A 21,361-nucleotide genomic window follows, 5' to 3' on the forward strand; every position below is an offset into this window, starting at 1 on the left:
ACCCCCGCTGTCGTCCCTGCCTAGTGCGCAATTGCGCACGGGGCGCAGGGACCCATACTGCGTGATCTATCGGGTCAGCAGATAGAAGTCCCGAACGACCAATCTTCGCCAAACCGCTCCCTGGGGTGATGGGTCCCTGCGTGCGCAGGGACGACAGCCGTTTTTGCGGCCGCGCTGTTGCGACCAGACGATTGCGGAAATGCACGCCGGGGCGACCCGCCATTCCCCCTTGCGCCTAGCAATCCGCGCGTCTCCCACTACACTCCCCGCATCGCCCCTCCATCCTCCGGAACTCCCCGCATGAGCGTCCTGTTTTCCCCGATCAAGCTGCGCGGCCTGGCCTTGAAGAACCGCATCGTGGTGTCGCCGATGTGCCAGTATTCGGCCGACGACGGCGTCGCCACCGATTGGCACTTCACCCACATCAACAATCTCAGCCTGTCGGGCGCTTCGATGTTCTGCATCGAGGCGACGCATGTGGAGGCGATCGGCCGCATCACGCCGGGCTGCCTCGGGCTCTACAGCGATGCCTGCGAGGCCGCCTTGAAGCCGATCCTCAATTCGGTGCGCAAGCATTCCTCCACCGCGATCGCGATGCAGCTCGCCCATGCCGGCCGCAAGGCCTCGAGCGCGCGGCCCTGGGATGGCGGCCAGCTGATTCCCGTCAGCGACGGTGGCTGGCAGACCGTCGGCCCGAGCGCGGTGCCGCACAAGGAGGGCGAGGCCGCCCCGCTGGCGCTGGATGCTTCGGGCCTGAAGCGCATCCGCGAGGCCTTCGTCGATTCAACGAAGCGCGCCGCGCGGCTCGGCATCGACGCCATCGAGGTGCACGGTGCGCACGGCTATCTCCTGCATCAGTTCCTGTCGCCGATCTCCAACCGGCGCACCGACGAATATGGCGGCAGCCTCGAGAACCGCATGCGCTATCCGCTGGAAGTGTTCGACGCGGTCCGTGCCGCTTTCCCCGCCGACAAGCCGGTCGGCATGCGGGTGTCGTCGACCGACTGGGTCGAGGGCGGCTGGGATCTGGCGCAGACGATCGAATTTGCGCGAGCGCTGAAGGCGCGCGGCGTCGACTGGATCGATGCCTCCTCCGGCGGCGTCTCGCCGCTGCAGAAGATCCCGCTCGGCCCCGGCTATCAGGTGCAGTTCGCGGACGCCATCCGCCGTGAGACCGGCCTGCCCACCATCGCCGTCGGCCTGATCACGGACGCCAAGCACGCCGAGGAGATCGTCGCATCGGGCAAGGCCGACATGGTCGCGCTCGCCCGCGGCATGCTCTACGATCCGCGCTGGCCCTGGCACGCCGCCGCCGCGCTCGGCGGCGAGGTCGAAGCGCCGCCGCAATATTGGCGCTCGCAGCCCTCGACGCAGAAGGCGCTGTTCGGCAAGACCACGTTCGGCGCGCGGTAAGGGGACGCGTCGCGCCCCCTGCTTATGTGACGCAATAGCGGCGCCTCATCACCATTGTGGAGCGCGCTTTCGCCCCCTCGCTTCCCTGCCGCATCCGTAAACCTCCGCTGCTTCCACAGTCTCCAAAACTGGCCTAACCTTCCGCGCAGGCGAGGCAACGGAGGGCTGCCCATGCGTTATCCTGTCCGCAAAGCGGCTCACATCTTCGAGCGCGTCGGCCTCGCGATGGCCGGCGCGGCGTGCGGGCTGTTCATCGGCGCCTATGTCGGATCGGCCATTCCCGCGCTCACCACGCAGGGCTTCCTGCTGCTGATGATGCTGCTCGGCGGCATCGGCTTCTATCTCGGCATCGACACGCCGCAGATGCCGTTCGACGATGCACACAGCCAGATCGACGCCGCCGAATTCATGAGCGCCGCCGGCACGCTGTTCGCGACGCTCACCGCCTTCGTCTCCGTCGTCGTCATCGTGCTGCGGATCGATCCGCACATGCTCTGGACCTGGCTCGTCTTCGCCGGCTGGCTCGCCGGCGTCCTCATGCAGATCGTCGCGGGCGCCAAGGCGAGGATGCGGAAGTAGCGCGCTCTCTCTCTTCACCCTCCAGGGGAGGGTGAGCAAGCCGCCGGCTGCTATCCCTCAGAACACCACGCCCACACGCGTGCCGCGCTTCCAGGCGATGCGGCAGCGCTTTTTGGTGTTGACGTGCAGCAGCTCGAAGCGATCGGGGATCTTCACCTGGCCGCCGAGATCGACGCAGGCCCCGCCGGGCGAGTAGTCGATCAGCGTGCAGGGGATCACCGGCGCGCGCGGGTCGGTGATGATCTTGGCTTGCCGCGACACCAGCCCTGCGGGTTTCACGCGGGTATATTTGCGTGGGAATTGCGGCACGTCTCCTCCAGCTCCGCAAGGTTTCGCGGCGTACTCGAGCCGCCATGATGACGCGCAGAAGATGCGAACCGGCTAAAGCAGCGGCGAGAATTTTAATGAAAAGTAGCGGCGACGGAAGAATGTAGCGGTAGCGGGCCACCCTCCCCCTCCAGGGGAGGGTAAGCGCTCCCATCACCCCGTCGTGCTCTCCCCCGCCGCCTCCGCGTGCCCCGGCTCCGCCGGCATCGGCACCGTCACGTAGTCCTTCGGCATGTTCACCGGCCGGTAGTCCGGCTCCACGGCCATCCGCTTCAGCACGCTCTCATGCACGTGCGCGCCTTCGGGAATGACGCGCGGCTCGCAATTGGGGATGTAGAAGCCGAAATAGACCTTCCGCGCCGGCCATTCCTTGTACCTGGCGTTCTTCGGCAGATACTCCAGCACGCGCCAGGCCGGCGTCATCGAATCGTGCAGTTGACCCGTCTTGCCGGTGTAGGCCGGCGCGACATAGTGGAACGGCGAGTTCTTGCGCGGAACGCCGAAGGCGAGCTGGTTCACCGTGCTCGGGTTGAACTTCAGCCCGGCCTTGGCGGCCTCCTCGATCATCCAGATCAGCGGATATTTCGAATCGCCGCTTTCGGATTCCGGATAGCCGCCGCCGATGTCGCCATGCACGCCGGCGAACCACACCTGCAGAATGTCCTGCGGCACCTTCTTCTCGTCGGGGACGTAGCGGTTGCTCCAGAAGTCCTGCGGGTCGCGGTACTGCTTCAGGCGGAACATGCAGCGCCGCTCGTCGATCGCGATCGCCTGCCGGAAGATCCTGACGCTGGGGTTGCGCAGCGTGAAGGCGAGCTCCTCCAGGCTGGGCCAGAACAGGCGGTCGGGGCGCGGCACGATCACGCTCGCCACCGTGTCCCACACGCCGATGAAATGGATGGTCGGCCAGCGCGTCGAAGTGATGCGCGCGAACTGCGCGGCGAGGTCGAACGTGTCCTTCGGCAGCGGCCCGCTCTCGTCGCTCGCGACGCCCTCGACGTCTTCGACCGCGTTGCCGCGCCCGGTGCCGGAATATTGCTTGTAGGCGATGAGGCCCGAGCCTGCGAGGTTTGCCTGCTCCGGCGAGATCAGGCCGATCTTGTGAATGAGCCCCGCCAGCACCCGCACGGTATAGGCCCCGCGCGAGAAGCCGAACAGGTAGATCCTGTCGCCGGCCGCGTAATGCTGAACCAGGAAGCAATAGGCCGACAGCACGTTGTCATCGAGCCCGTAGCCGGTGGCGAGCCCCAGCACCAGGTTGATGTTGGTCTTCCAGCGGTGCCACGTCGAAGGCTCCGTCACCGTGCCGACCCCGGGATCGTAATACACCATCTGCCGCGGCGACGTTTTGTCGGTCTTGCGCAGGCAGCGATAGAGCTTCAGGACGTTGGAGATGTTCTCGCTGATCTCGTTGCCGGTGCCGTCGCAGCAGATGACGAGGTGTTTCGGATCTAGCTTGCGGTCGGTGGTGGCTGCGGACTCCATGGGATGCACCTCGGGGTGATGCTACCGGGGAGAGTATAGCGGAAACACCCGTTCGGAGGACAGCGGCAAATTGAATGCAGTTGGCGGTCCGGCGAAAGCACCTGCGTCGTGTGCGCTTAAGCCGGAATAAAACCTTGTCGCTCACCCTCTCGCGCGTTTTCACCAGCGAACCATTCGTAATGAATAGCCCGGCCGATATCCTTCGGTGGTTCCTTGTTTTCGATGACGATCAACTGCAAGTTTTTGTCAAAAGTGGTGAGCGACTGCCAAAATCCAGCTTCGATGCCAGGATCAATTGGCCCGTCTTCGGTAATGTCAGTTGTGCCCTTTTTATAGCTTGTTAGCGGAGAATCGATGAGAAGTGCTCCCAGGTGAGGACGCTTGTTCTTCCCACAATATCGCAAGAGTCCAACAACGAACGCCGAATACAATACAGCGCGAACGCCTTTGCCGTGCGACTGTCGAGCCTGACCGTCAACAACTATGTCATAGTTTGCTTCGTCAAAACTGACCCGCCCTTCGCCCTTCCAATTCCAGTCCCTGAGGACGGCTTCAATCTCCTTGCAAAACTCTAGCAGCATCTTTGATGGTAAGGGCTCCCATTTTGTTGAGGGTCGCTTGCTATTTGTGGAAGTGCTTTCAATGCGCTCTTTCGCTTGGCGTAAGGTCAATGCTTGCGCTTCGTCGTTGCGGATGGATTCCGCTTGGACACGACGAGAAACTAACTTCTCTAAGCGCTGACTTGCTTCTTGCATCGTTGGTGCAAGGAAGTTTGCGATTCGAGAGTCGATGCGTCTTATCGATGAGGTGCTCTCGATTCGTTCTGCATCGCATCTATCCCTTCTGACCTTAAGACTCTCAGTTGCTTCAGCAAGGTCTTTTCGATGAGCAAGAATCTTCGATGCTTCGGCCTTCGTTGCCTGATAGGTTGATTTGCTTTCAAAGGAAACCTTGTGCGCATGATCGGGCGACATAAGTTGATCGCAAAGTGGACATCGAACTTCTTGGAGGCCGTTGAAGAAGTGGGCTCCTTCCGCGATGAAATCGAGCCGCTTTAGATCCGATTGATATCGCTCATCTAACAATGTGTACTGACCCAAGAGCTGATCAATCGCGATGAGCTGAGATTCCGAACGTTGTTGAGCCGCTATCGAATCTCTTCTCTCGGATTCTAGAGCCGTGCGCTCCGCGGAATGATCGGCTAAGGTCTTGGTCAACTCAGCTATGGCGTTGTCAAGTTTGTCGGCAGCGGTGTCTGCATCTTCTTCTATGGGCTGGTTCTCTAGTCGAGCTTGTATAGGGGAAAGAAGTTCGTCGATTAAGCCCAACTGTGCTCCAAGCCGAGCGGAAACGATTTCTTTTTTTTCCGCTGCAATTACTCCAGTGTCATCTTTTCCCGAGAGCATGTAGGCAAAGGCCCGCTTGCGAGCGGTCGTATCGAAACTACTCTGCCCAAGCACCGGCGAACGCTCATCAATGATGGTTATTTCGTCGACGAGAACCATGGGAAGTAAGGTCCGGATAGTTAGGCGCTGGACTTCGCCGCGATCGTTCTTTCGTAGGGCGGCTTCGCCGATTCCAGAAAATTCAAAGAGGACTGCTGTCACATCGCGTGCTTGGCTGCGGCCGGATCGGCTCGGAACAATCTTCTCGCCCTCGCCTGCTTTGATATTGTCGATCTTGGTTCGATGAGCCGCAAGATCGCCCCCTGCGAGACCTCGTTCCAGCGTCAAGCTGTCGCCTGCCGAATTCTCAAACTCTACGAAGAGCTGTGAGTAGGATTCGGCTTCCGGAATGCGCTTGTTCATTTCGTCAGCGCCGAAAATATAGTCGAGACAATGAACTAGATAACTCTTACCGGTATCTGAAGCTCCAGCAACTACGTTCGCGCCATCTCCAAACGTAACGATTGCGTCTTTTACTTTCGTGCCGCGCAGTAAGATTGTTCTTATTTGAAGCATGCTAGAGCTCTAGGTCATTGACGGCAGTCAACCGGTCAAACTCGGCGCCCCATCGGCCGACATTGTTGGTCATGAAGCGCGACAATTCCTCGTCCTGCATCTCGCCAAATTTCTTTATCACCCAGTCTGCTCGCTCGCGCAGAGATGTCGCGTAGTCGGTTTTCAAGAGCGCGATGAACGCGGCAGTTAGTTCGGTCGCGCAATACAGAATTCCAGAGGCGTCAAAAGTCTTCTGAAGCAGCTCGCGGGAAAACATTTCATCGAGCCCGGCGCTGATCACGTCCCGCTTCACAAGAAGCTCGGTTCCGCGAAATGGAACTGACGGGTGTAAGCTAACTGGTCCCCCCATCACGTCTCCAGAGTGGACAAGTAGATAGTCATAGGCGATCAGCCGTTGGAGGTCGGCGCGACTCCCATGAGCGGCAGTCAAAACAAATAGAACTCTGAGCCCGCATTCGAGTGGCGAATTGAAGGGTCTCGCTTTTCTATGATGGGGGTGCTCAGCTGTCATGGGGCGCACCAGTTGAGCCGCTTTTCGTTGGCCATCTGATGACACATTCCTTCGCGGTCTTTTGCAAGAACGTGAGGTGCGAGGATGTGCCCGCTCAGTTGCAATGATTGCGCAGCCTTCACTGTATTCAGGAGGCGCTGCAAGCCGCTCAAGCTCCGAGCAGTGTAGTCGTGGTAGAGGCCGTCGACAAATTCCTGCAGCAGCGTGTCAAAGTACGCTGTATCTGCCATCTGGTCGCGAGCAAGTTCTTTGAGACCTTCGGCGCAGTAGAATGTAATTCTCGATCGATCGAACAAACGGGCGTGGACTTGATAATCGGCAAAGTCGGCGATGCTGGATACTGCCTTGCCAATATCCGCACTTATGACCTGATATAGCTGCCGAACATATTCCGTTTCGCTTGCCGCTACTGCTGACGGTGGGGTTGGGGGAGGAGGTCGATCAATGAGAGGTTGGCCGAACACAGTCAAATGATAGCGGGTCTGAGCGTGTTCCTCAATTAGCGCGAGAGGTTGTTTGACTCGAAAGATGGAGAATTTGAAGGCTTCGATGTGAGCCTTGAGCTTGTCGCTCAAGGAGATTTTTTCTTTGGATGTTATCTTCGTTGAGCACCGTGCGTCCCAGTTTGTCAGAATGTATGCGCGGAGCTTCTCAGGCTCATCGATATAATCTTGGAAATCTGACGTGACACCACGATGAGTTACGAACCAATATTCTTCGGGTGTGGTATAGTCGCGAATAAGTGTATAGTAGAGAACTTTCCCGATCTCTGCCGCAGCTGTTCCTATCCCAAGTTTGCTGTCGTAGTGCTTGCACTGATACAACGACCAGCGGCGCGGGCTAGCGGTTGTTGCATCCAGCCACACGACTATGTCGCGCCCCTTGTCACCAGCGCCGCCTCGCTGCTGTACTTCGCAAATGTTTGGGATTTTTGAAGCCAGGTAACCAGAGGCCCATTCAAGCGTAAAGCGCTCAAAATCCTCTGGGCTGAACTGCGCTAGTCGATCTAATGGATCAACGGGAAGACCAACCCCTAGTCCCAATAACCTTGCGTTCGCATTCGGCCAGGGAGTGGGAAGCGGCAGATTCTCGATTGACTTCGGCTTGGTTTTGACCGCCCCCACATCTCCCCCAGACGCGAAATTACGACGATTGATTGATCGCGAGAGTTACTTGATAGCACAACTTCTCGTAATTCCACCTTGGGCGAATGTGTTTTGGCCCACAAAACAAAAGCGGCCGGATCTTCCGATCCGGCCGCTACTCAAACTCTTACTGGCTAAGCCTACGCCACGCGACGCAACCTAGCCCCCGCCCAATTTCCGAAAACTCAGCTCGCCTGCTTCGCCGGCGCGGTGTCGCCTACCTTCTTCTGGATGGCGCGCTTCAGCTCGAGGGCGCGCGGCGACAGGTTGTCGGCGTTGGCCTTGAGCAGGAAGGGGTCGAGGCCGCCATTGTGGTCGACGCTCTTGACCGCGTTGGTGGAGACGCGCAGGCGCACGTTGCGGCCCAGCGCTTCCGAGATGAACGTCACGTTGACGAGGTTCGGCAGGAAGCGGCGCTTGGTCTTGATGTTGGAGTGGCTGACCTTGTGGCCGACGAGGGGGCCCTTGGCCGTCAGTTCGCAGCGGCGAGACATGGCAAAAATCCTTCATCTAAGCCCCCAACGATCTGCGGCCGCCATTCGGGGCGCCACGGGGGCAAATTCTCTTGTCCTTGCAGGGAGCGGGCGGACGTATAGGGGGGAAGGGGCCTTGCGTCAAGTTTTTGGGCGCCGATTCGGCCGCCCGGGTGGTGCGCTCCCTCTCCCGCTTGCGGGAGAGGGGTGGGGAGAGAGCCCTCTCCTCCGGGGGCAGCCGTTGCCACGAATGGTGCCTCAAGATGAGAAAGCCCTCACCCGCGCCTTCGGCATAGCCGAGGCTCCGCCTCGGCGTCCTCTTTCAAGGACGGCCGCCGAAGGCGGCCTACGCTCTCCCGCCAGCGGGAGAGGTGTGGGAGCCCGCGGTTACCGCCCGATCACAAAAACGGCAATGATTGTCGCGCCTTACCATCACATAAACGGCGTATTCGCCGCCGAAATATCGGGGGGAGTTCCGGGGCGGATACGTCCGGACACATTGTTTGCCGCGGTTTTTGGTTTAAGTAACAGCGCATCGCGCCCCGATTGGATTGTTTCGTGCTTGCAACGTCCCCTTTTGCGCAAGATTTGCGCTCAGCCCGTCCGCGCCTGGCCGGCTGGCTGGTAGCGCTTTGCGCGCTGGCAATGGCGTGGGGCGCGGTGCCGGCGGCGGCGCAAGGCAAGCTCGAGGCGCAGTATGAGGCCTCGCTGGCCGGCATTCCCGTCGGCAAGGGCGCCTGGAACATCGATATCCAGGACGACGTGTTCTCGGCGGCGGCCGCCGGCGGCACCACGGGGCTGCTGAAGTCGTTCACGGGCGGCTCCGGCACCGGCGCCAGCCAGGGGCGCGTCGTCAACGGCGCGCTGGTCGCGACCGGCTACCAGGCTTCCACCACCACCCAGAAGAAGACCGAAGAGATCCGCATCACCCTCGACAAGGGCAATGTGAAGGACTTTGCGATCCTGCCCGAGCCGCCGGTCGATCCTGATCGCATCGTCGTCACCGAGGCGCATCGCCGCGGCGTCTGGGACCCCATGACGGCCTCGCTGCTGCGCGTGCCCGGCAATGGCGATCCGGTGTCTCCGGAGGCCTGCCACAACGGCGCGCCGGTGTTCGACGGCCGCATGCGCTACGACCTCAAGCTCGATTTCAAGCGCATGGAGACCGTGAAGGCGGAGAAGGGGTACAAGGGCCCGGTCGTGGTGTGCTCGCTCTATTTCGTGCCCGTTGCCGGCTACATCCCCGATCGTCCCGTGATCAAATACCTCGCCGCCCAGCGCAACATCGAGATCGCCTTCGCTCCCGTCGCCGGCACGCGCATCCTGGTCCCGTTCTGGCTGAAAGTGCCGACGCCGCTGGGGCCCGCCATGCTGGAAGCCACCAGCTTCATCACCTCGGCCCAGCCGCCAAGAGTCGCGAAAACGCAGTAAGAGCCATAGCGGCGGTCCGCGTTTACCCTCCCCTGGAGGGCCCTCCAGGGGAGGGTAAGAGAATCTTCGTAAAATCAATCACTTCCCTACTGTGCATGGGGTTGTTTTCGCAACGATAGGTTCGGAAGGCCGTCATGGCCGGCTTGACCCGGCCATCCATCCCTTCGAGAGACGCTCGTCTTTCGATGGATGCGCGGGTCAAGCCCGCGCATGACGAAGGCGGGAATCCATTTGACTCCTCGGCGATTCTGATTCGACTCCGCGCCGTCCCCAGCTTTAACGAATCCAGTCGCTTGTGCGACCGCGCAAAACTCCATCTAGTGCGCAACCAGCGCGAGTCCCGCGACATGTTGCGAGAACGGAACGGGACTCAACGGGGAGTCAGCGATTCGGCCGCGATTCGTTCTAGAGTCGTTCCGAAGCTTAAGGCGAACGGGAAAAGCGTCGCAAAGTGAAACAGTTGCGCGGGAATTGGGGGGAGCGTGTCCACGCCTTCGGTGTGCCCCTCAACTTGAGGCGGCCGCGCGAGCGGCCGTCTCGAAGGGCGAGGGGCCTGGCTCCCTCAATGGCACCAGTCGGGCCTTCATCCCTCGAGACACGCTGACGCGCTCCTCAGGCTGAGGACCAAAGCAAGCCCCCGGCCCGCCTCATCCAGCACTGACATTCGCCCAAATCGCCACTACCTAATCCTTCAGACATGGCTTTTTCCTCCCCCCCCTTCGCCTCCGAGCGCGCGCCTTCCGATCGCGTGCCCGGCGCCGGCGTCACTGCGGTGCTCGGGCCGACCAACACCGGCAAGACCCATCTCGCCATCGAACGGATGCTCGCGCATCCCTCGGGCATGATCGGCCTGCCGCTGCGCCTGCTCGCGCGCGAGGTCTACAACAAGATCGCCGCCAGAGCCGGCGAGGCCAGCGTCGCGCTCGTCACCGGCGAGGAGAAGATCAAGCCGAAGAACCCGCGCTATTGGGTCTCCACCGTCGAGGCGATGCCGCGCGACCTCGACGTCTCCTTCCTCGCCGTCGACGAGGTCCAGATCGCCGCCGATCTCGAACGCGGCCATGTCTTCACCGATCGCATCCTCAACCGCCGCGGCCGCGACGAGACGCTGCTGTTAGGGGCCGCGACGATGCGTCCGATCATCGAGCGGCTGCTGCCGGGCGTGTCCATGATCACGCGTCCGCGCCTGTCGCAGCTCGAATTCGCCGGCGACCGCAAGATCACGCGCCAGCCGCGCCGCACCGCCATCGTCGCGTTCTCGGCGGATGAAGTCTACGCCATCGCCGAGCTGATCCGCCGCCAGCACGGCGGCGCCGCGGTGGTGCTGGGCTCGCTGTCGCCCCGCACGCGCAACGCGCAGGTGGCGATGTTCCAGAACGGCGACGTCGACTATCTCGTCGCCACCGATGCCGTCGGCATGGGCCTCAATCTCGACGTCGACCACGTCGCCTTCGCCTCCGACCGCAAGTTCGACGGCTACCAGTTCCGCCGCCTGACGCCGGCCGAATTCGCGCAAGTCGCCGGCCGCGCCGGCCGCGCCACCCGCAACGGCACCTTCGGCACTACCGGCCGCTGCGCGCCGTTCGAGCCCGAGCTCGTCAACGCGCTGCAGAACCACACCTTCGATCCCGTGAAGGTGCTGCAATGGCGCAACTCGAAGCTGGATTTCTCCTCGCTCGGCGCGCTCCAGGTCTCGCTGAACCTCGCCCCCGGCCACGAGGCGCTGACGCGCGCGCCTGTTGCCGAGGACATGCGCGTGCTCGACCACGCCGCCCGCGACGGCGAGGTGCGCGATATCGCGCATGGCAAGGCCGCGGTGGAACGGCTCTGGGAAGCCTGCCAGGTCCCGGACTACAGAAAGCTGTCGCCGGCCGCCCATGCCGAGCTGGTGACGACGCTCTACGGTTTCCTGATGCGGAAGGGTTGCATCCCTGATTCCTGGTTCGAGTCCCAGGTCACCCAGGCCGACCGCATCGATGGCGACATCGACACGCTCTCGGCCCGAATCGCCCAGATCCGCACCTGGACCTTCGTCGCCAACCGCCCGGACTGGCTGAGAGACCCCGAACGCTGGCAGGGGATCGCGCGGGAGGTCGAAAATAAATTATCGGATGCGCTCCATGAACGCTTGACTGAGCGTTTCGTTGATCGCCGGACCAGTGTATTGATGCGCCGCCTGCGGGAGAACACGAGCTTGAATACTGAAATCGGCAAGACCGGCGAAGTCATCGTCGAAGGCCATGTCATCGGCCGCCTCGACGGCTTCACCTTTGCACCGGATGCGGCGGAAGCAGGCTCCGATGCGAAAGCCTTGCAGGCCGCAGCGCAAGCGGTGCTCGCCGGCGAGATCAACGCGCGCGCCGAGAAGCTCGGCAATGCGCCGGACGAGCAGTTCGTGCTGACCTCGGAGGGCATCATCCGCTGGACCGGCGATGCGGTGGCGCGGCTGTCTGCCGCAGACGACGCGCTGCATCCGCGCATCCGCATCATCTCCGACGAGCGGCTGACCGGCGGCCCCCGCGACAAGGTCCAGGCGCGGCTGGAGCTCTGGGTCAAGACGCATATCGAGAAGCTGCTCGGGCCGATGTTCGAGCTGTCGAAGGCCGAGGACGTCACCGGCATTGCCCGCGGCATCGCCTATCAGCTGGTCGAGGCGCTCGGCGTGCTCGAGCGCCCGAAGATCGCGAGCGAGCTGAAGGATCTCGACCAGTCCTCGCGCGCCGTGCTGCGGAAATACGGCGTCCGCTTCGGCGCCTATCACATCTATTTCCCCGGCCTGCTCAAGCCCGCCGCGCGTGCGCTCGCCGCGCTGCTCTGGGCGCTGAAGCAGGACAATGTCGATCTCTCCGCGCTCTCGGGCGCGCAGCATCTGGCATCTTCGGGCCGCACCTCGTTCCCGGTCGACAAGCAGCTGCCGCGCGATGCCTATCGCGTACTCGGCTACAAGCAGGCCGGCGAGCGCGCCGTGCGCGTCGACATACTGGAGCGGCTGGCCGATCTGATCCGCCCCGCACTGGCCTGGCGCGAGAACTCGCCCGGCGAAAAGCCCGCCGGCGCGTTCGACGGCCGCAGCTTCGTGGTCACGCAGGCGATGACCTCGCTCACGGGTTCAGCCGGCGAAGACTTTGCCTCCGTGCTGCGCGCGCTCGGCTATCGCATGGAGAAGCGTCCGCCGCTGCCGCCAAAGCCGGTCGTTGTTGAAACGGTTGCGGCCGAGACGCCGCCCGCCGAGGCCAGCGCGGAGACATCGGCCGAGACTTCGACCGAGACGACCTCGACAGAGACGGCGGCAGAGGCCGTGGCCGGCCTGCCGGCGGAGGCCTCCACCGAAGCTGGCGCCGAGCCGGTCGCCGTCGAAGACGCGCCCGGCATGGAGCCGCACGACGAGCCCGCTCATGAGGAGCCGGCGCTCGAAGCCTCTTCCGAGGCTTCCCTCACGCCCGAAGACGCCCCCGGCATCGCGCCGCCGGCAGAAGAGGCTGCGACGTCCATCGAGGCTGCCGGCCTCGAAGCCGCTGCCGCCGAGACGGCCGCGACCGAGGCCGCGGCATCGCCCGACGCTGCCGCGCTAGAGGCTGCCACGCCCGAGGCTGCGACCGCGCCGGCAGAACCCGAGCTGGTCGAGGTCTGGCGCCCGGCTGGCCGTCACGAGGACCGCAAGCCGCGCCACGAGCGCCATCGCCACCAGCGTCACCACCAGCCGCGTCCGCAGGCCGGAGCCGAAGGCGCCGCGGCCGCGCCGGGCGAAGCGGCCGAGGGCGCAAAGCCGGGCGAGCGCCATCGTCATGGCGGTCATCGCCGCGATGGGGCCAAGGATTTCCGCAAGGGCCGCGAAGGTGGTGGAGAGGGCGCGCCGCGTCCCGAGGGGCGCGACGACAGGAATCGCCGTTTCGAGGGCAAGGATCGCGACAAGGATCGCAACCGCGACAACAAGGGCAAGTTCGGCGGCGATCGCGACAAGGGTCGCGAGCATCGCGGCCGCGACCGCGACAAGGGCCGCGACCGCCAGGGTGGGCCGTCGCTGCGTCCCTACGCCTCGAGCGCGAACCCGCGTGAGCGCGATCGTCCTGCGGATCCGAACTCGCCCTTCGCCAAGCTCGCCGCGCTGAAGGAGCAGCTGTCCGGTCGGAAGGAGTGATCCTACGACCGACCGGCAGCGCATCGACAAATGGCTGTGGCACGCGCGGGTGGTGAAAGCGCGCACCTCCGCGGCCGAGCTCGTCGTCACCGGCCATGTCCGCGTCAATGGCGTTCGCGAGACATCGCCGGGTCACGCGATCAAGCCCGGCGACGTGCTGACCATCGCACTCGATCGCACCGTGCGCGTCCTGAAGGTGACGGGCTTCAACGAACGCCGCGGCGATGCTGCCTCGGCACGGGTGCTGTATGAGGAGCTCGGGACGCGCAATTAATTGCGCCTGTCATTCATTTCTTGGTCGATCAAACGCGCAAAGCCGTCATGATCGGCCTTCCCGATCTTGCGGCGCCGGGCCATCCGCGCTACGCAAGCCACGACTTTTAAAAGAGCTTTTCGGAGCGTTGGATGACTTACGTCGTCACTGAAAACTGCATCAAGTGCAAGTACACCGACTGCGTCGAGGTCTGCCCGGTCGACTGCTTCTACGAGGGTGACAACATGCTGGTCATCCACCCCGACGAGTGCATCGATTGCGGCGTGTGCGAGCCGGAATGCCCCGCCGACGCCATCAAGCCGGACACGGAACCGGGCCTCGAAAAGTGGCTCCAGGTCAATGCCGACTATGCCAAGAGCTGGCCCAACATCACCCAGAAGAAAGAATCGCCCGCCGACGCCAAGGAGTTCGACGGCATGGAAGGCAAGTTCGAGAAATATTTTTCTCCGAACCCGGGCTCGGGGGACTAATTCAGGCCCAAACTTAACCCTAATAGCGGCGCCGCCGCCGAAAACCAGCCCTCAAGACCCCTAAATCATTGATTTTTGCGGGAAATGTGCTATATTGGGCACATTAAGCCGAACCCCGTCAGCCCCGTTTGGCCCCTCAGGGTTCCCGTGAAACCAAATGTCGAACAGGGGCGTGGCAGTTTCCGCGCGCAGGCTGTGTCACAGAAAACGCGTAAAAAGAGTACTTCAGCGAGGGCTTCCCATAAGGAGGCCAAAAAAGTCGCCGCGGCCAGCCGTAGCGCATCCAAGGGTCGGACCGCGACGAAAGCGCCGGCTGCAAAGTCCTCGAAGAACAAAAGAAGCGCAATGCCTAACAAGACTGCCAAACCGGCCGCGAAAGCGACCGCTGCCAAGCCTGCTGCCGCCAAGCCTGTGACTGCAAAGCCGGTGGCCGCCAAGGCTCCCGCTGCCAAGCCCGCGACGAAGGCCCCTGTTGCTGCTACGCCTGCCAAGGCTCCCGCAGCGGTCAAGCCGGCTGCCAAGCCCGCTGCCGCGCCGAAGGTCGAGGAAAAGAAGGTCGTGACCCAGCGTCAGGGCTTCAAGGCCAACGAATTCGTCGTCTATCCCGCTCACGGTGTCGGCCAGATCCTGGCCATCGAGGAGCAGGAGATCGCCGGTGCGAAGCTCGAGCTGTTCGTCATCAACTTCATCAAGGACAAGATGACGCTGCGCGTGCCGACCGCCAAGGTCGCCAATGTCGGCATGCGCAAGCTGTCCGACCCGGCGCTGGTCAAGAAGGCGCTGGAGACGCTCAAGGGCCGCGCCCGCGTCAAGCGCACCATGTGGTCGCGCCGCGCCCAGGAATACGAAGCGAAGATCAATTCGGGCGACATCGTCGCGATCGCGGAAGTCGTGCGCGACCTCTATCGCTCTGAGTCGCAGCCGGAGCAGTCCTACAGCGAACGCCAGCTTTATGAAGCGGCGCTCGACCGGCTCTCCCGCGAGATCGCTGTGGTGCAGCACTCGACCGAGACCGAAGCGGTCAAGGAGATCGAAGCCCAGCTCGCCAAGAGCCCGCGCCGCGCCAGTGCCAAGGCAGAAGCCGCCGACGGCGAAGCCGAGACGGACGCCGAGGGCGATACCGACGATACCGATGGCGACGACACCACGGTCGCCGACGAGGCGGCGTAGGCACCGCGTCGAATGCAAGAGATCGAGAGCCCGGCCGTTCGGCCGGGCTTTTTGTTTGGAGTTCGGAGGGTGGGTTACGGCCGCAGATGCGCCTCGCGCCTCCGCTGAGCGATGGGTTTGTTGGAGAAGATCGTAACGCAAAGCCGTCATCCGGGTTCGTGCTTCGCACGCCACGGAATGACAGCGCTCAGAAATTGATGAGGGCCTACTTCACCGGCCGCTTCTCGAGCTTCCTTGCCAGTGTCCGCCGGTGCATGCCCAATCGCCGTGCCGCTTCCGAGATGTTGAACTCCGTCTCGATCAGGGTCTGGTGGATGCGCTCCCATTCCAGTGTCTTGATCGAGGTCGGCCGAGCATCGAGCGCGACCTCGGCATTGCCTTCGGCCTTGTTGAAGGCGGCTTCGATGTCGTCGGTGTTCGAAGGCTTTGCGAGATAGTGGCAGGCGCCGAGCTTGATCGCCTCCACGGCGGTGGAGATGCTGGCAAAGCCGGTCAGCACCACGATCAGCATGTCCGGATCGTGCGTGTGCAGGAGCTCGACGCAGGCGAGGCCCGAGGCGCCGCCGAGCTTGAGGTCGACCACGGCGTGGCCGAAGGAGCGTTGCTCCAGTACCTGCCGCACCTCCTCGATCGAGGCGGCGAGCACGACTTCGTAGCCGCGGCGCTCGAAGGAGCGCTTCAGCGTGCGGGCGAAGCCGGCGTCGTCCTCGACGACGATGAGGGAGCGGTCAGGCGTCAAAATTCCCTCCGATCGCGAGCGTTGCGAGCGGCAACGTCAGGCGCACCGTGGCGCCGCGCTTCCTGTGGTTCTCGGCGGTCACGGTGCCTCCCAATTTGCGAACGACATTCACCACCAGGAACAGGCCGAGCCCGCCGCCGGCGCGGCCCTTGCTCGACTGGTAGGGCTTTCCCAGCTGCGCCAGCATCTCCGGCGCAAAACCCGGACCGCGGTCGCTGATCGACAGCACCAGATTGTCGCCTTCGCGCTCGGCGACGAGCTCGACCCAGTCGCGCGAGACCTCATAGGCGTTGTCGAGCACGTTGAAGATCACCTGCTTCAACGCGACGTCGGAGACGATCGCGACGTCCTCGCCGAACGTATTGACGAAGTAGAGCGTGCGGGCCGAGCGCGCGTCGCGCCATTCCTCCACCAAGGCGGTCACGAAGGCCGTCACCGTCGTCGGCGAGGAGCCTTCGCCGCGCGCTTCGCCGGCCGACACCAGGATGCCCGTCACGATGGACTTGCAGCGTTGCAGCGAGGTCTCCATTTCCGCAAGATCCTCGGCGAGCTCCTCATCGGCGGCGAGATCCGGCATGCGACGCCAGTCGCTGAGGATCACCGAGAGCGAGGCCAGCGGCGTGCCGAGCTCATGTGCCGCGCCGGAGGCGAGCAGGCCCATGCGCACGATGTGATCCTGCTCGGCCGCATGCTGACGCAGCGCCGCCAGATGTGCATCGCGCTCGCGCAAATTCCTGTTGATGCGGGTGACGAACACCACCAGCAGCACGGCATTGAGAACGAAGCCGAGCAGCATGCCTGTTACGGTGAGGGTGTAGGTCTCACTCAGCGGATTGGGCGGCAGGTCCAGTGGTCGGTAGGCCAATGTCAGCCAGACGAAGCTCGCACAGGTCAGCGCGACCAGCGACCATGTCGAGCGGGCATCGAGCAGCACCGCGCCCAGCGTCACCTGGAGCAGGAACAGCGAGGTGAAGGGATTGGTGGCGCCGCCGGACAGGTAGAGCTGCGCGGTCAGCGCGGCGACGTCCAGCATCAGGGCGACCAGCAGCTCATTATTCGTGATTGCGGCGCGATGGCGCACCCAGACCAGGCTGGAGACGTTGAGCAGCACCAGCGCGCCGATCACCGCGCTCATCCGCTCCAGCGGCAGGGGGATGCCGAGGCCGAAATGCACGGCACCGATGGTCACGATCTGGCCGACCACCGCGGTCCAGCGCAGCTGGATCAGCAGCGCCATGTTCTTGCGATTGGTCTCGTCCTCGGTCGGCATGGTGCCGATCAGCTCGCTGCGCGCGTCGGCCTGCGATTGCAGCGTAACGGCTTGCCCGTCACGCCCAAGCGTCTGGGAAAGCGTTTTCCCGTCGTCAGGTCGGCTCGACGATCGTTCCAGCATCTGATCCCGTCCTGCGGGCGGCGGCATCCGAGCCGCCGGCCTTTTCGTGGACGAAGCGCTGGCGGCGGAACAGCCCGCCGCCGAATGTGACGAAGAATTTGCCGGCCAGCATGAAAGCCAGGGCAAACCACGTCAGCGCGTAGATCAGGTGGTTATTGGGAAAGCGGATCACGGTCAATCCGCCGATCGGACCGTCGGCAATTTGTGATCCGGCGTCGGCATCGACGAAGAAGGGCGCGACATTGTGAAGGCCGCGTGCCGCCGCAATCGCGGCGACATCCCGTGAGTACCAGCGGTTGTGCTGGGGCGCGTTGTCCCGGAGAAATCCGCCCTTCGGCTCCGTCATGCGAAGCAGGCCGGTGATCTCGACCTCACCGTCGGGATTGCCGCCCCTGCGCGTCGACGCGTCGCGTCGCTCGGGGGGCACGAAGCCGCGATTGACCAGCACCAGCGTGCCGTCGCTGCTCTTCAGCGGCGTCAGCACCCAATAGCCCGGACCTTCCTCGGTGACGGCCTGAACGAGAGTCTCGCGGTCATGCAGGAAGCGGCCGCTGACGCTGACGTGTCTGTATTCATCGCTTGCGGCGCTGATGGTGGGCCATGACGCGGGCGCGGGGACCGGCTGCGCCGGGGCGTGAACGCGCTGCTCGACGCGGTCGATCAGCGCCAGCTTCCAGGCCCGGCGTTCGATCTGCCAGACGCCGAGCGCGACGAGAACTGCAAAGGCGATGAGCAAGAGGGCCGTGAGCCACAAGGAAGGGGCGCGCACAGCCTCGCTGCGCATCCCCCCTGGCTTGCTCGTCACGGTCCCGGTCTTGCTCACGTCGGAGTCTCGCTCAGTTCATTCCCGGCATCTGGTGCATCGGCATCATGTTGCTGTTGAGGTGGCTCATCACCCACAGCGAACCGGACAGCGCGATCACCACCATCACGATGGTGAAGATCAGCGCCATCATGCTCCAGCCGTTCTCGGAGGTCGTGTTCATGTGGAGGAAGTAGATCATGTGCACGACGATCTGAACGACCGCGAAGGCCATGATGACCAGCGCGGTGATTTGCTTGCTCGGAAGCGCCCCGCTCATCACCAGCCAGAACGGGATCGCGGTGAGCACCACCGAGAGCACGAAGCCGAGCAGATAGGTCGAGAACGTGCCGTGAGCGTGGCCGTCGCCGTGGTGATCATGGTCCGCATGGGCGGCGTGGGTATCGGTGTTCATCGCAGAACTCCCAGGAGATAGACGAAAGTGAAGACGCCGATCCAGACCACGTCGAGGAAGTGCCAGAACATCGACAGGCACATCAGGCGGCGGCGGTTGGCCTCGATCAGGCCGAACCTTTGCACCTGCACCATCAGCGTCACCAGCCAGATCAGGCCGCATGAGACGTGCAGGCCGTGGGTCCCGACCAGGGTGAAGAAGGCCGACAGGAAGGCGCTGCGCTGCGGCGTGGCGCCCTCGTGGATCATGTGGGCGAACTCGGTGAGCTCGATGCCGATGAACGCGGCGCCGAACAGGCCGGTGATCGCCAGCCACATCTGGGTCTGGCCGATCTTGTTCTGCTGCATCGTCAGCATGGCAAAGCCATAGGTGATCGACGACAGCAGCAGCATCGACGTGTTCACCGCGACCAGGTTCAGGTCGAACAGGTCCTTCGGCGCTGGCCCGGCGGCGTAGTTGCCGCCGAGCACGCCGTAGGTGGCGAACAGGATCGCGAAGATGAGACAGTCGCTCATCAGGTAGATCCAGAAGCCGAGCGCGGTGCTCCAGCCTTCCGGATGCGGATGTTCGTCGGCGAGATAGAAGAGCGGCTCGCCGGTCTGGGAGGGATTGACAGCGACAGTCATTTACTTGGCTCCGGCGAGCAGTTTGGTGCGCGCGTCCTCCGTCCGGATGATGTCTTCAGCCGGAATGTCGAAGTCGCGGTGATAGTTGAAGGTATGGCCGATCCCGACGGCGAGCATCGCGATGAAGCTCGCAGCCGCCAGCCACCACATGTACCAGATCAAGCCAAAACCCATCGCGGTGGCAAAGCCGGCGAGAATGATGCCGGTGCCGGTGCTGCTGGGCATGTGGATCGGCTTGAACCCGGTGAGCGGACGCTGATAACCGCGCTTCTTCATGTCCCACCACGCGTCATTGTCGTGAACGACGGGGGTGAAGGCGAAGTTGTAGTCCGGCGGGGGCGATGAGGTCGCCCATTCCAGCGTACGCGCGTCCCAGGGATCGCCGGTGACGTCCTTGAGCTGCTCGCGCTTGAGCAGGCTGACCGCGAACTGCATCAGCATGGAGAGGATGCCGATGAAGATGAAGAGGGCACCGATCGCGGCGATGACGAACCAGATCTGAAGCGAGGGATCGTCGAACACGCGCAGGCGGCGGGTCACACCCATCAGGCCGAGCACGTAGAGCGGCATGAAGGCGAGATAGAAGCCGGTGACCCAGAACCAGAACGACATCTTGCCCCAGAACGGGTCGAGCTTGAAGCCGAACGCCTTCGGGAACCAGTAGTTGATGCCGGCGAACGCGCCGAACACCACGCCGCCGATGATCACGTTGTGGAAGTGCGCGATCAGGAACAGGCTGTTGTGCAGGACGAAGTCGGCCGGCGGCACCGCGAGCAGAACGCCGGTCATGCCGCCGATCACGAAGGTCAGCATGAAGGCGATCGTCCACATCATCGGCAGCTCGTAGCGGATACGGCCGCGATACATCGTGAACAGCCAGTTGAACATCTTCGCGCCCGTCGGGATCGAGATGATCATCGTGGTGATGCCGAAGAACGAGTTGACGCTGGCGCCCGAACCCATCGTGAAGAAATGGTGCAGCCACACCAGGTACGACAGGATGGTGATGACGACCGTGGCGTAGACCATCGAGGTGTAGCCGAACAGCCGCTTGCCCGAGAAGGTCGAGGTGACCTCGGAGAAGATGCCGAAGGCGGGGAGAACCAGGATGTAGACCTCGGGATGGCCCCAGATCCAGATCAGGTTCACGTACATCATCGGGCTGCCGCCGAAATCGTTCGTGAAGAAGTTGGTGCCGACGTAGCGGTCGAGCGAGAGCAGCGCGAGCACGACGGTCAGGACGGGGAAGGAGGCGACGATCAGGACGTTGGTGCAGAGCGAGGTCCAGGTGAACACCGGCATCTTCATCATCGTCATGCCGGGGCAGCGCAGCTTGACGATGGTGCAGATCAGATTGATGCCGGATAGCGTGGTTCCGACGCCCGCGACCTGCAGCGCCCAGATGTAGTAGTCGACGCCGACATCGGGACTGTAGCCGATGTTCGAGAGCGGCGGATAAGCCAGCCAGCCGGTGCGGGCGAATTCGCCGATGAACAGCGAGGCCATCACCAGCACTGCGCCGCCGACCGTCATCCAGAAGCTGAAATTGTTCAGGAAGGGGAACGACACGTCCCGTGCGCCGATCTGGAGCGGCACGACGTAGTTCATCAGGCCGGTGACCAGCGGCATCGCCACGAAGAAGATCATGATCACGCCGTGGGCGGTGAAGACCTGGTCGTAGTGATGGGCGTTGAGATAGCCTTCGGAGCCGCCAAAGGCGAGCATCTGCTGGCCACGCATCATCAGTGCGTCGGCGAAGCCGCGCAGCAGCATCACGATGCCGAGGATCATGTACATGATGCCGATGCGCTTGTGGTCCACCGTGGTGAACCACTCGCGCCAGAGATAGCCCCAGAGGCGGAAATAGGTGAGGCCGCCGAGCAGCGCGGCGCCGCCGAGCGCGACCACCACGAAAGTGCCGACGACGATCGGTTCGTGTAGCGGCAGTGACTCGAAGGTGAGCCGGCCGAAGATGAGCTTGAGAAAATCAGGAGACATGCTGGATCTCT

At 63.1% G+C, this 21,361-nt stretch carries 19 protein-coding genes; 7 read left to right on the forward strand and 12 right to left on the reverse strand.

What is annotated here, in order from left to right; all coding sequences use genetic code 11:
• Positions 1-300 precede the first annotated feature (300 nt).
• Together EHH60_RS28740 and EHH60_RS28745 are read left to right on the forward strand one after the other, a co-directional pair.
• Positions 301-1,413, forward strand: coding sequence for an NADH:flavin oxidoreductase/NADH oxidase (locus EHH60_RS28740; protein WP_124162748.1), 1,113 nt, complete (start codon positions 301-303; stop codon positions 1,411-1,413).
• 171 nt (positions 1,414-1,584) lie between these two features.
• Positions 1,585-1,992 (forward strand): hypothetical protein, encoded by a 408-nt coding sequence (locus EHH60_RS28745; RefSeq protein WP_124162749.1) that lies wholly within the window; start codon positions 1,585-1,587, stop codon positions 1,990-1,992.
• A gap of 57 nt (positions 1,993-2,049) precedes the next feature.
• On the opposite strand, the gene EHH60_RS28750 is transcribed toward EHH60_RS28745, so the two are convergent.
• The 6 genes from EHH60_RS28750 to rpmB all read right to left on the reverse strand — a co-directional run bounded on the left by EHH60_RS28750 (position 2,050) and on the right by rpmB (position 7,915).
• Positions 2,050-2,301: a PilZ domain-containing protein gene (locus EHH60_RS28750; protein ID WP_124162750.1), complete on the reverse strand. Its 252-nt coding sequence runs from the start codon at positions 2,299-2,301 to the stop codon at positions 2,050-2,052.
• Between the two features lie 171 nt (positions 2,302-2,472).
• Positions 2,473-3,804 (reverse strand): T6SS phospholipase effector Tle1-like catalytic domain-containing protein, encoded by a 1,332-nt coding sequence (locus EHH60_RS28755; RefSeq protein ID WP_124162751.1) that lies wholly within the window; start codon positions 3,802-3,804, stop codon positions 2,473-2,475.
• Positions 3,805-3,920: 116 nt separating this feature from the next.
• Positions 3,921-5,765: a sbcc family protein gene (locus EHH60_RS28760; RefSeq protein ID WP_124162752.1), complete on the reverse strand. Its 1,845-nt coding sequence runs from the start codon at positions 5,763-5,765 to the stop codon at positions 3,921-3,923.
• Position 5,766: 1 nt separating this feature from the next.
• Complete coding sequence (locus EHH60_RS38720) at positions 5,767-6,276, reverse strand: ABC-three component system middle component 2 (RefSeq protein ID WP_124162753.1); 510 nt, start codon at positions 6,274-6,276, stop codon at positions 5,767-5,769.
• Positions 6,273-7,400: an ABC-three component system protein gene (locus EHH60_RS28770; protein ID WP_124162754.1), complete on the reverse strand. Its 1,128-nt coding sequence runs from the start codon at positions 7,398-7,400 to the stop codon at positions 6,273-6,275. The genes EHH60_RS38720 and EHH60_RS28770 overlap by 4 nt, the downstream gene beginning before the upstream one ends.
• Positions 7,401-7,606: 206 nt before the next feature.
• Positions 7,607-7,915: a 50S ribosomal protein L28 gene (gene rpmB, locus EHH60_RS28775; protein ID WP_028176922.1), complete on the reverse strand. Its 309-nt coding sequence runs from the start codon at positions 7,913-7,915 to the stop codon at positions 7,607-7,609.
• A 600-nt stretch (positions 7,916-8,515) separates the two neighbouring features.
• On the opposite strand from rpmB, the gene EHH60_RS28780 reads away from it, so the two are divergent.
• The 5 genes from EHH60_RS28780 (at position 8,516) to EHH60_RS28805 (ending at position 15,377) form a co-directional block, all read left to right on the forward strand.
• Positions 8,516-9,325, forward strand: coding sequence for a DUF3108 domain-containing protein (locus tag EHH60_RS28780; protein ID WP_124162822.1), 810 nt, complete (start codon positions 8,516-8,518; stop codon positions 9,323-9,325).
• A gap of 697 nt (positions 9,326-10,022) precedes the next feature.
• Positions 10,023-13,463, forward strand: a complete 3,441-nt coding sequence (locus EHH60_RS28790; RefSeq protein WP_124162755.1) for a helicase-related protein — start codon at positions 10,023-10,025, stop codon at positions 13,461-13,463.
• A 22-nt stretch (positions 13,464-13,485) separates the two neighbouring features.
• The gene (locus tag EHH60_RS28795) at positions 13,486-13,737 is read left to right on the forward strand and encodes an RNA-binding S4 domain-containing protein (protein ID WP_124162756.1); all 252 of its coding nucleotides are present in this window, start codon (positions 13,486-13,488) and stop codon (positions 13,735-13,737) included.
• 131 nt (positions 13,738-13,868) lie between these two features.
• Entirely contained in the window at positions 13,869-14,207 is a 339-nt protein-coding gene (fdxA, locus tag EHH60_RS28800) for a ferredoxin FdxA (RefSeq protein WP_018643465.1), read from the forward strand.
• Between the two features lie 345 nt (positions 14,208-14,552).
• Positions 14,553-15,377, forward strand: coding sequence for a CarD family transcriptional regulator (locus EHH60_RS28805; RefSeq protein ID WP_199752117.1), 825 nt, complete (start codon positions 14,553-14,555; stop codon positions 15,375-15,377).
• Between the two features lie 205 nt (positions 15,378-15,582).
• On the opposite strand, the gene EHH60_RS28810 is transcribed toward EHH60_RS28805, so the two are convergent.
• From EHH60_RS28810 to cyoB, 6 genes are read right to left on the reverse strand one after another with little or no spacing between them, the layout of a single operon-like run.
• On the reverse strand, positions 15,583-16,116 hold the full coding sequence (locus tag EHH60_RS28810; protein WP_124162758.1) for a response regulator transcription factor: 534 nt from the start codon (positions 16,114-16,116) through the stop codon (positions 15,583-15,585).
• Positions 16,106-17,509 carry an ATP-binding protein gene (locus tag EHH60_RS28815; protein WP_199752119.1) on the reverse strand — a complete coding sequence of 468 codons (1,404 nt, stop codon included), beginning with the start codon at positions 17,507-17,509 and terminating at the stop codon, positions 16,106-16,108. Before EHH60_RS28815 ends, EHH60_RS28810 begins: the two co-directional genes overlap by 11 nt.
• Positions 17,481-18,332 carry an SURF1 family protein gene (locus EHH60_RS28820; protein WP_124162760.1) on the reverse strand — a complete coding sequence of 284 codons (852 nt, stop codon included), beginning with the start codon at positions 18,330-18,332 and terminating at the stop codon, positions 17,481-17,483. The genes EHH60_RS28815 and EHH60_RS28820 overlap by 29 nt, the downstream gene beginning before the upstream one ends.
• Before the next feature lie 13 nt (positions 18,333-18,345).
• Positions 18,346-18,726 (reverse strand): cytochrome o ubiquinol oxidase subunit IV, encoded by a 381-nt coding sequence (gene cyoD, locus EHH60_RS28825; protein ID WP_124162761.1) that lies wholly within the window; start codon positions 18,724-18,726, stop codon positions 18,346-18,348.
• Positions 18,723-19,352 (reverse strand): cytochrome o ubiquinol oxidase subunit III, encoded by a 630-nt coding sequence (gene cyoC, locus EHH60_RS28830; RefSeq protein WP_124162762.1) that lies wholly within the window; start codon positions 19,350-19,352, stop codon positions 18,723-18,725. The genes cyoD and cyoC overlap by 4 nt, the downstream gene beginning before the upstream one ends.
• Complete coding sequence (gene cyoB / locus EHH60_RS28835; RefSeq protein WP_124162763.1) at positions 19,353-21,350, reverse strand: cytochrome o ubiquinol oxidase subunit I; 1,998 nt, start codon at positions 21,348-21,350, stop codon at positions 19,353-19,355.
• Positions 21,351-21,361 lie beyond the last annotated feature (11 nt).

This window comes from Bradyrhizobium sp. RP6 (assembly GCF_003837805.1).
Taxonomy (GTDB): domain Bacteria; phylum Pseudomonadota; class Alphaproteobacteria; order Rhizobiales; family Xanthobacteraceae; genus Bradyrhizobium.

Bases quoted from the DNA above. Each gene is read 5' to 3' on its own strand.
- EHH60_RS28740 (WP_124162748.1), top strand. From the start codon at position 301: ATGAGCGTCCTGTTTTCCCCGATCAAGCTGCGCGGCCTGGCCTTGAAG.
- EHH60_RS28745 (WP_124162749.1), top strand. From the start codon at position 1,585: ATGCGTTATCCTGTCCGCAAAGCGGCTCACATCTTCGAGCGCGTCGGC.
- EHH60_RS28755 (WP_124162751.1), bottom strand. From the start codon at position 3,804: ATGGAGTCCGCAGCCACCACCGACCGCAAGCTAGATCCGAAACACCTC.
- EHH60_RS28760 (WP_124162752.1), bottom strand. From the start codon at position 5,765: ATGCTTCAAATAAGAACAATCTTACTGCGCGGCACGAAAGTAAAAGAC.
- EHH60_RS38720 (WP_124162753.1), bottom strand. From the start codon at position 6,276: ATGACAGCTGAGCACCCCCATCATAGAAAAGCGAGACCCTTCAATTCG.
- rpmB (WP_028176922.1), bottom strand. From the start codon at position 7,915: ATGTCTCGCCGCTGCGAACTGACGGCCAAGGGCCCCCTCGTCGGCCAC.
- EHH60_RS28790 (WP_124162755.1), top strand. From the start codon at position 10,023: ATGGCTTTTTCCTCCCCCCCCTTCGCCTCCGAGCGCGCGCCTTCCGAT.
- fdxA (WP_018643465.1), top strand. From the start codon at position 13,869: ATGACTTACGTCGTCACTGAAAACTGCATCAAGTGCAAGTACACCGAC.
- EHH60_RS28805 (WP_199752117.1), top strand. From the start codon at position 14,553: ATGCCTAACAAGACTGCCAAACCGGCCGCGAAAGCGACCGCTGCCAAG.
- EHH60_RS28815 (WP_199752119.1), bottom strand. From the start codon at position 17,509: ATGCTGGAACGATCGTCGAGCCGACCTGACGACGGGAAAACGCTTTCC.
- cyoD (WP_124162761.1), bottom strand. From the start codon at position 18,726: ATGAACACCGATACCCACGCCGCCCATGCGGACCATGATCACCACGGC.
- cyoC (WP_124162762.1), bottom strand. From the start codon at position 19,352: ATGACTGTCGCTGTCAATCCCTCCCAGACCGGCGAGCCGCTCTTCTAT.
- cyoB (WP_124162763.1), bottom strand. From the start codon at position 21,350: ATGTCTCCTGATTTTCTCAAGCTCATCTTCGGCCGGCTCACCTTCGAG.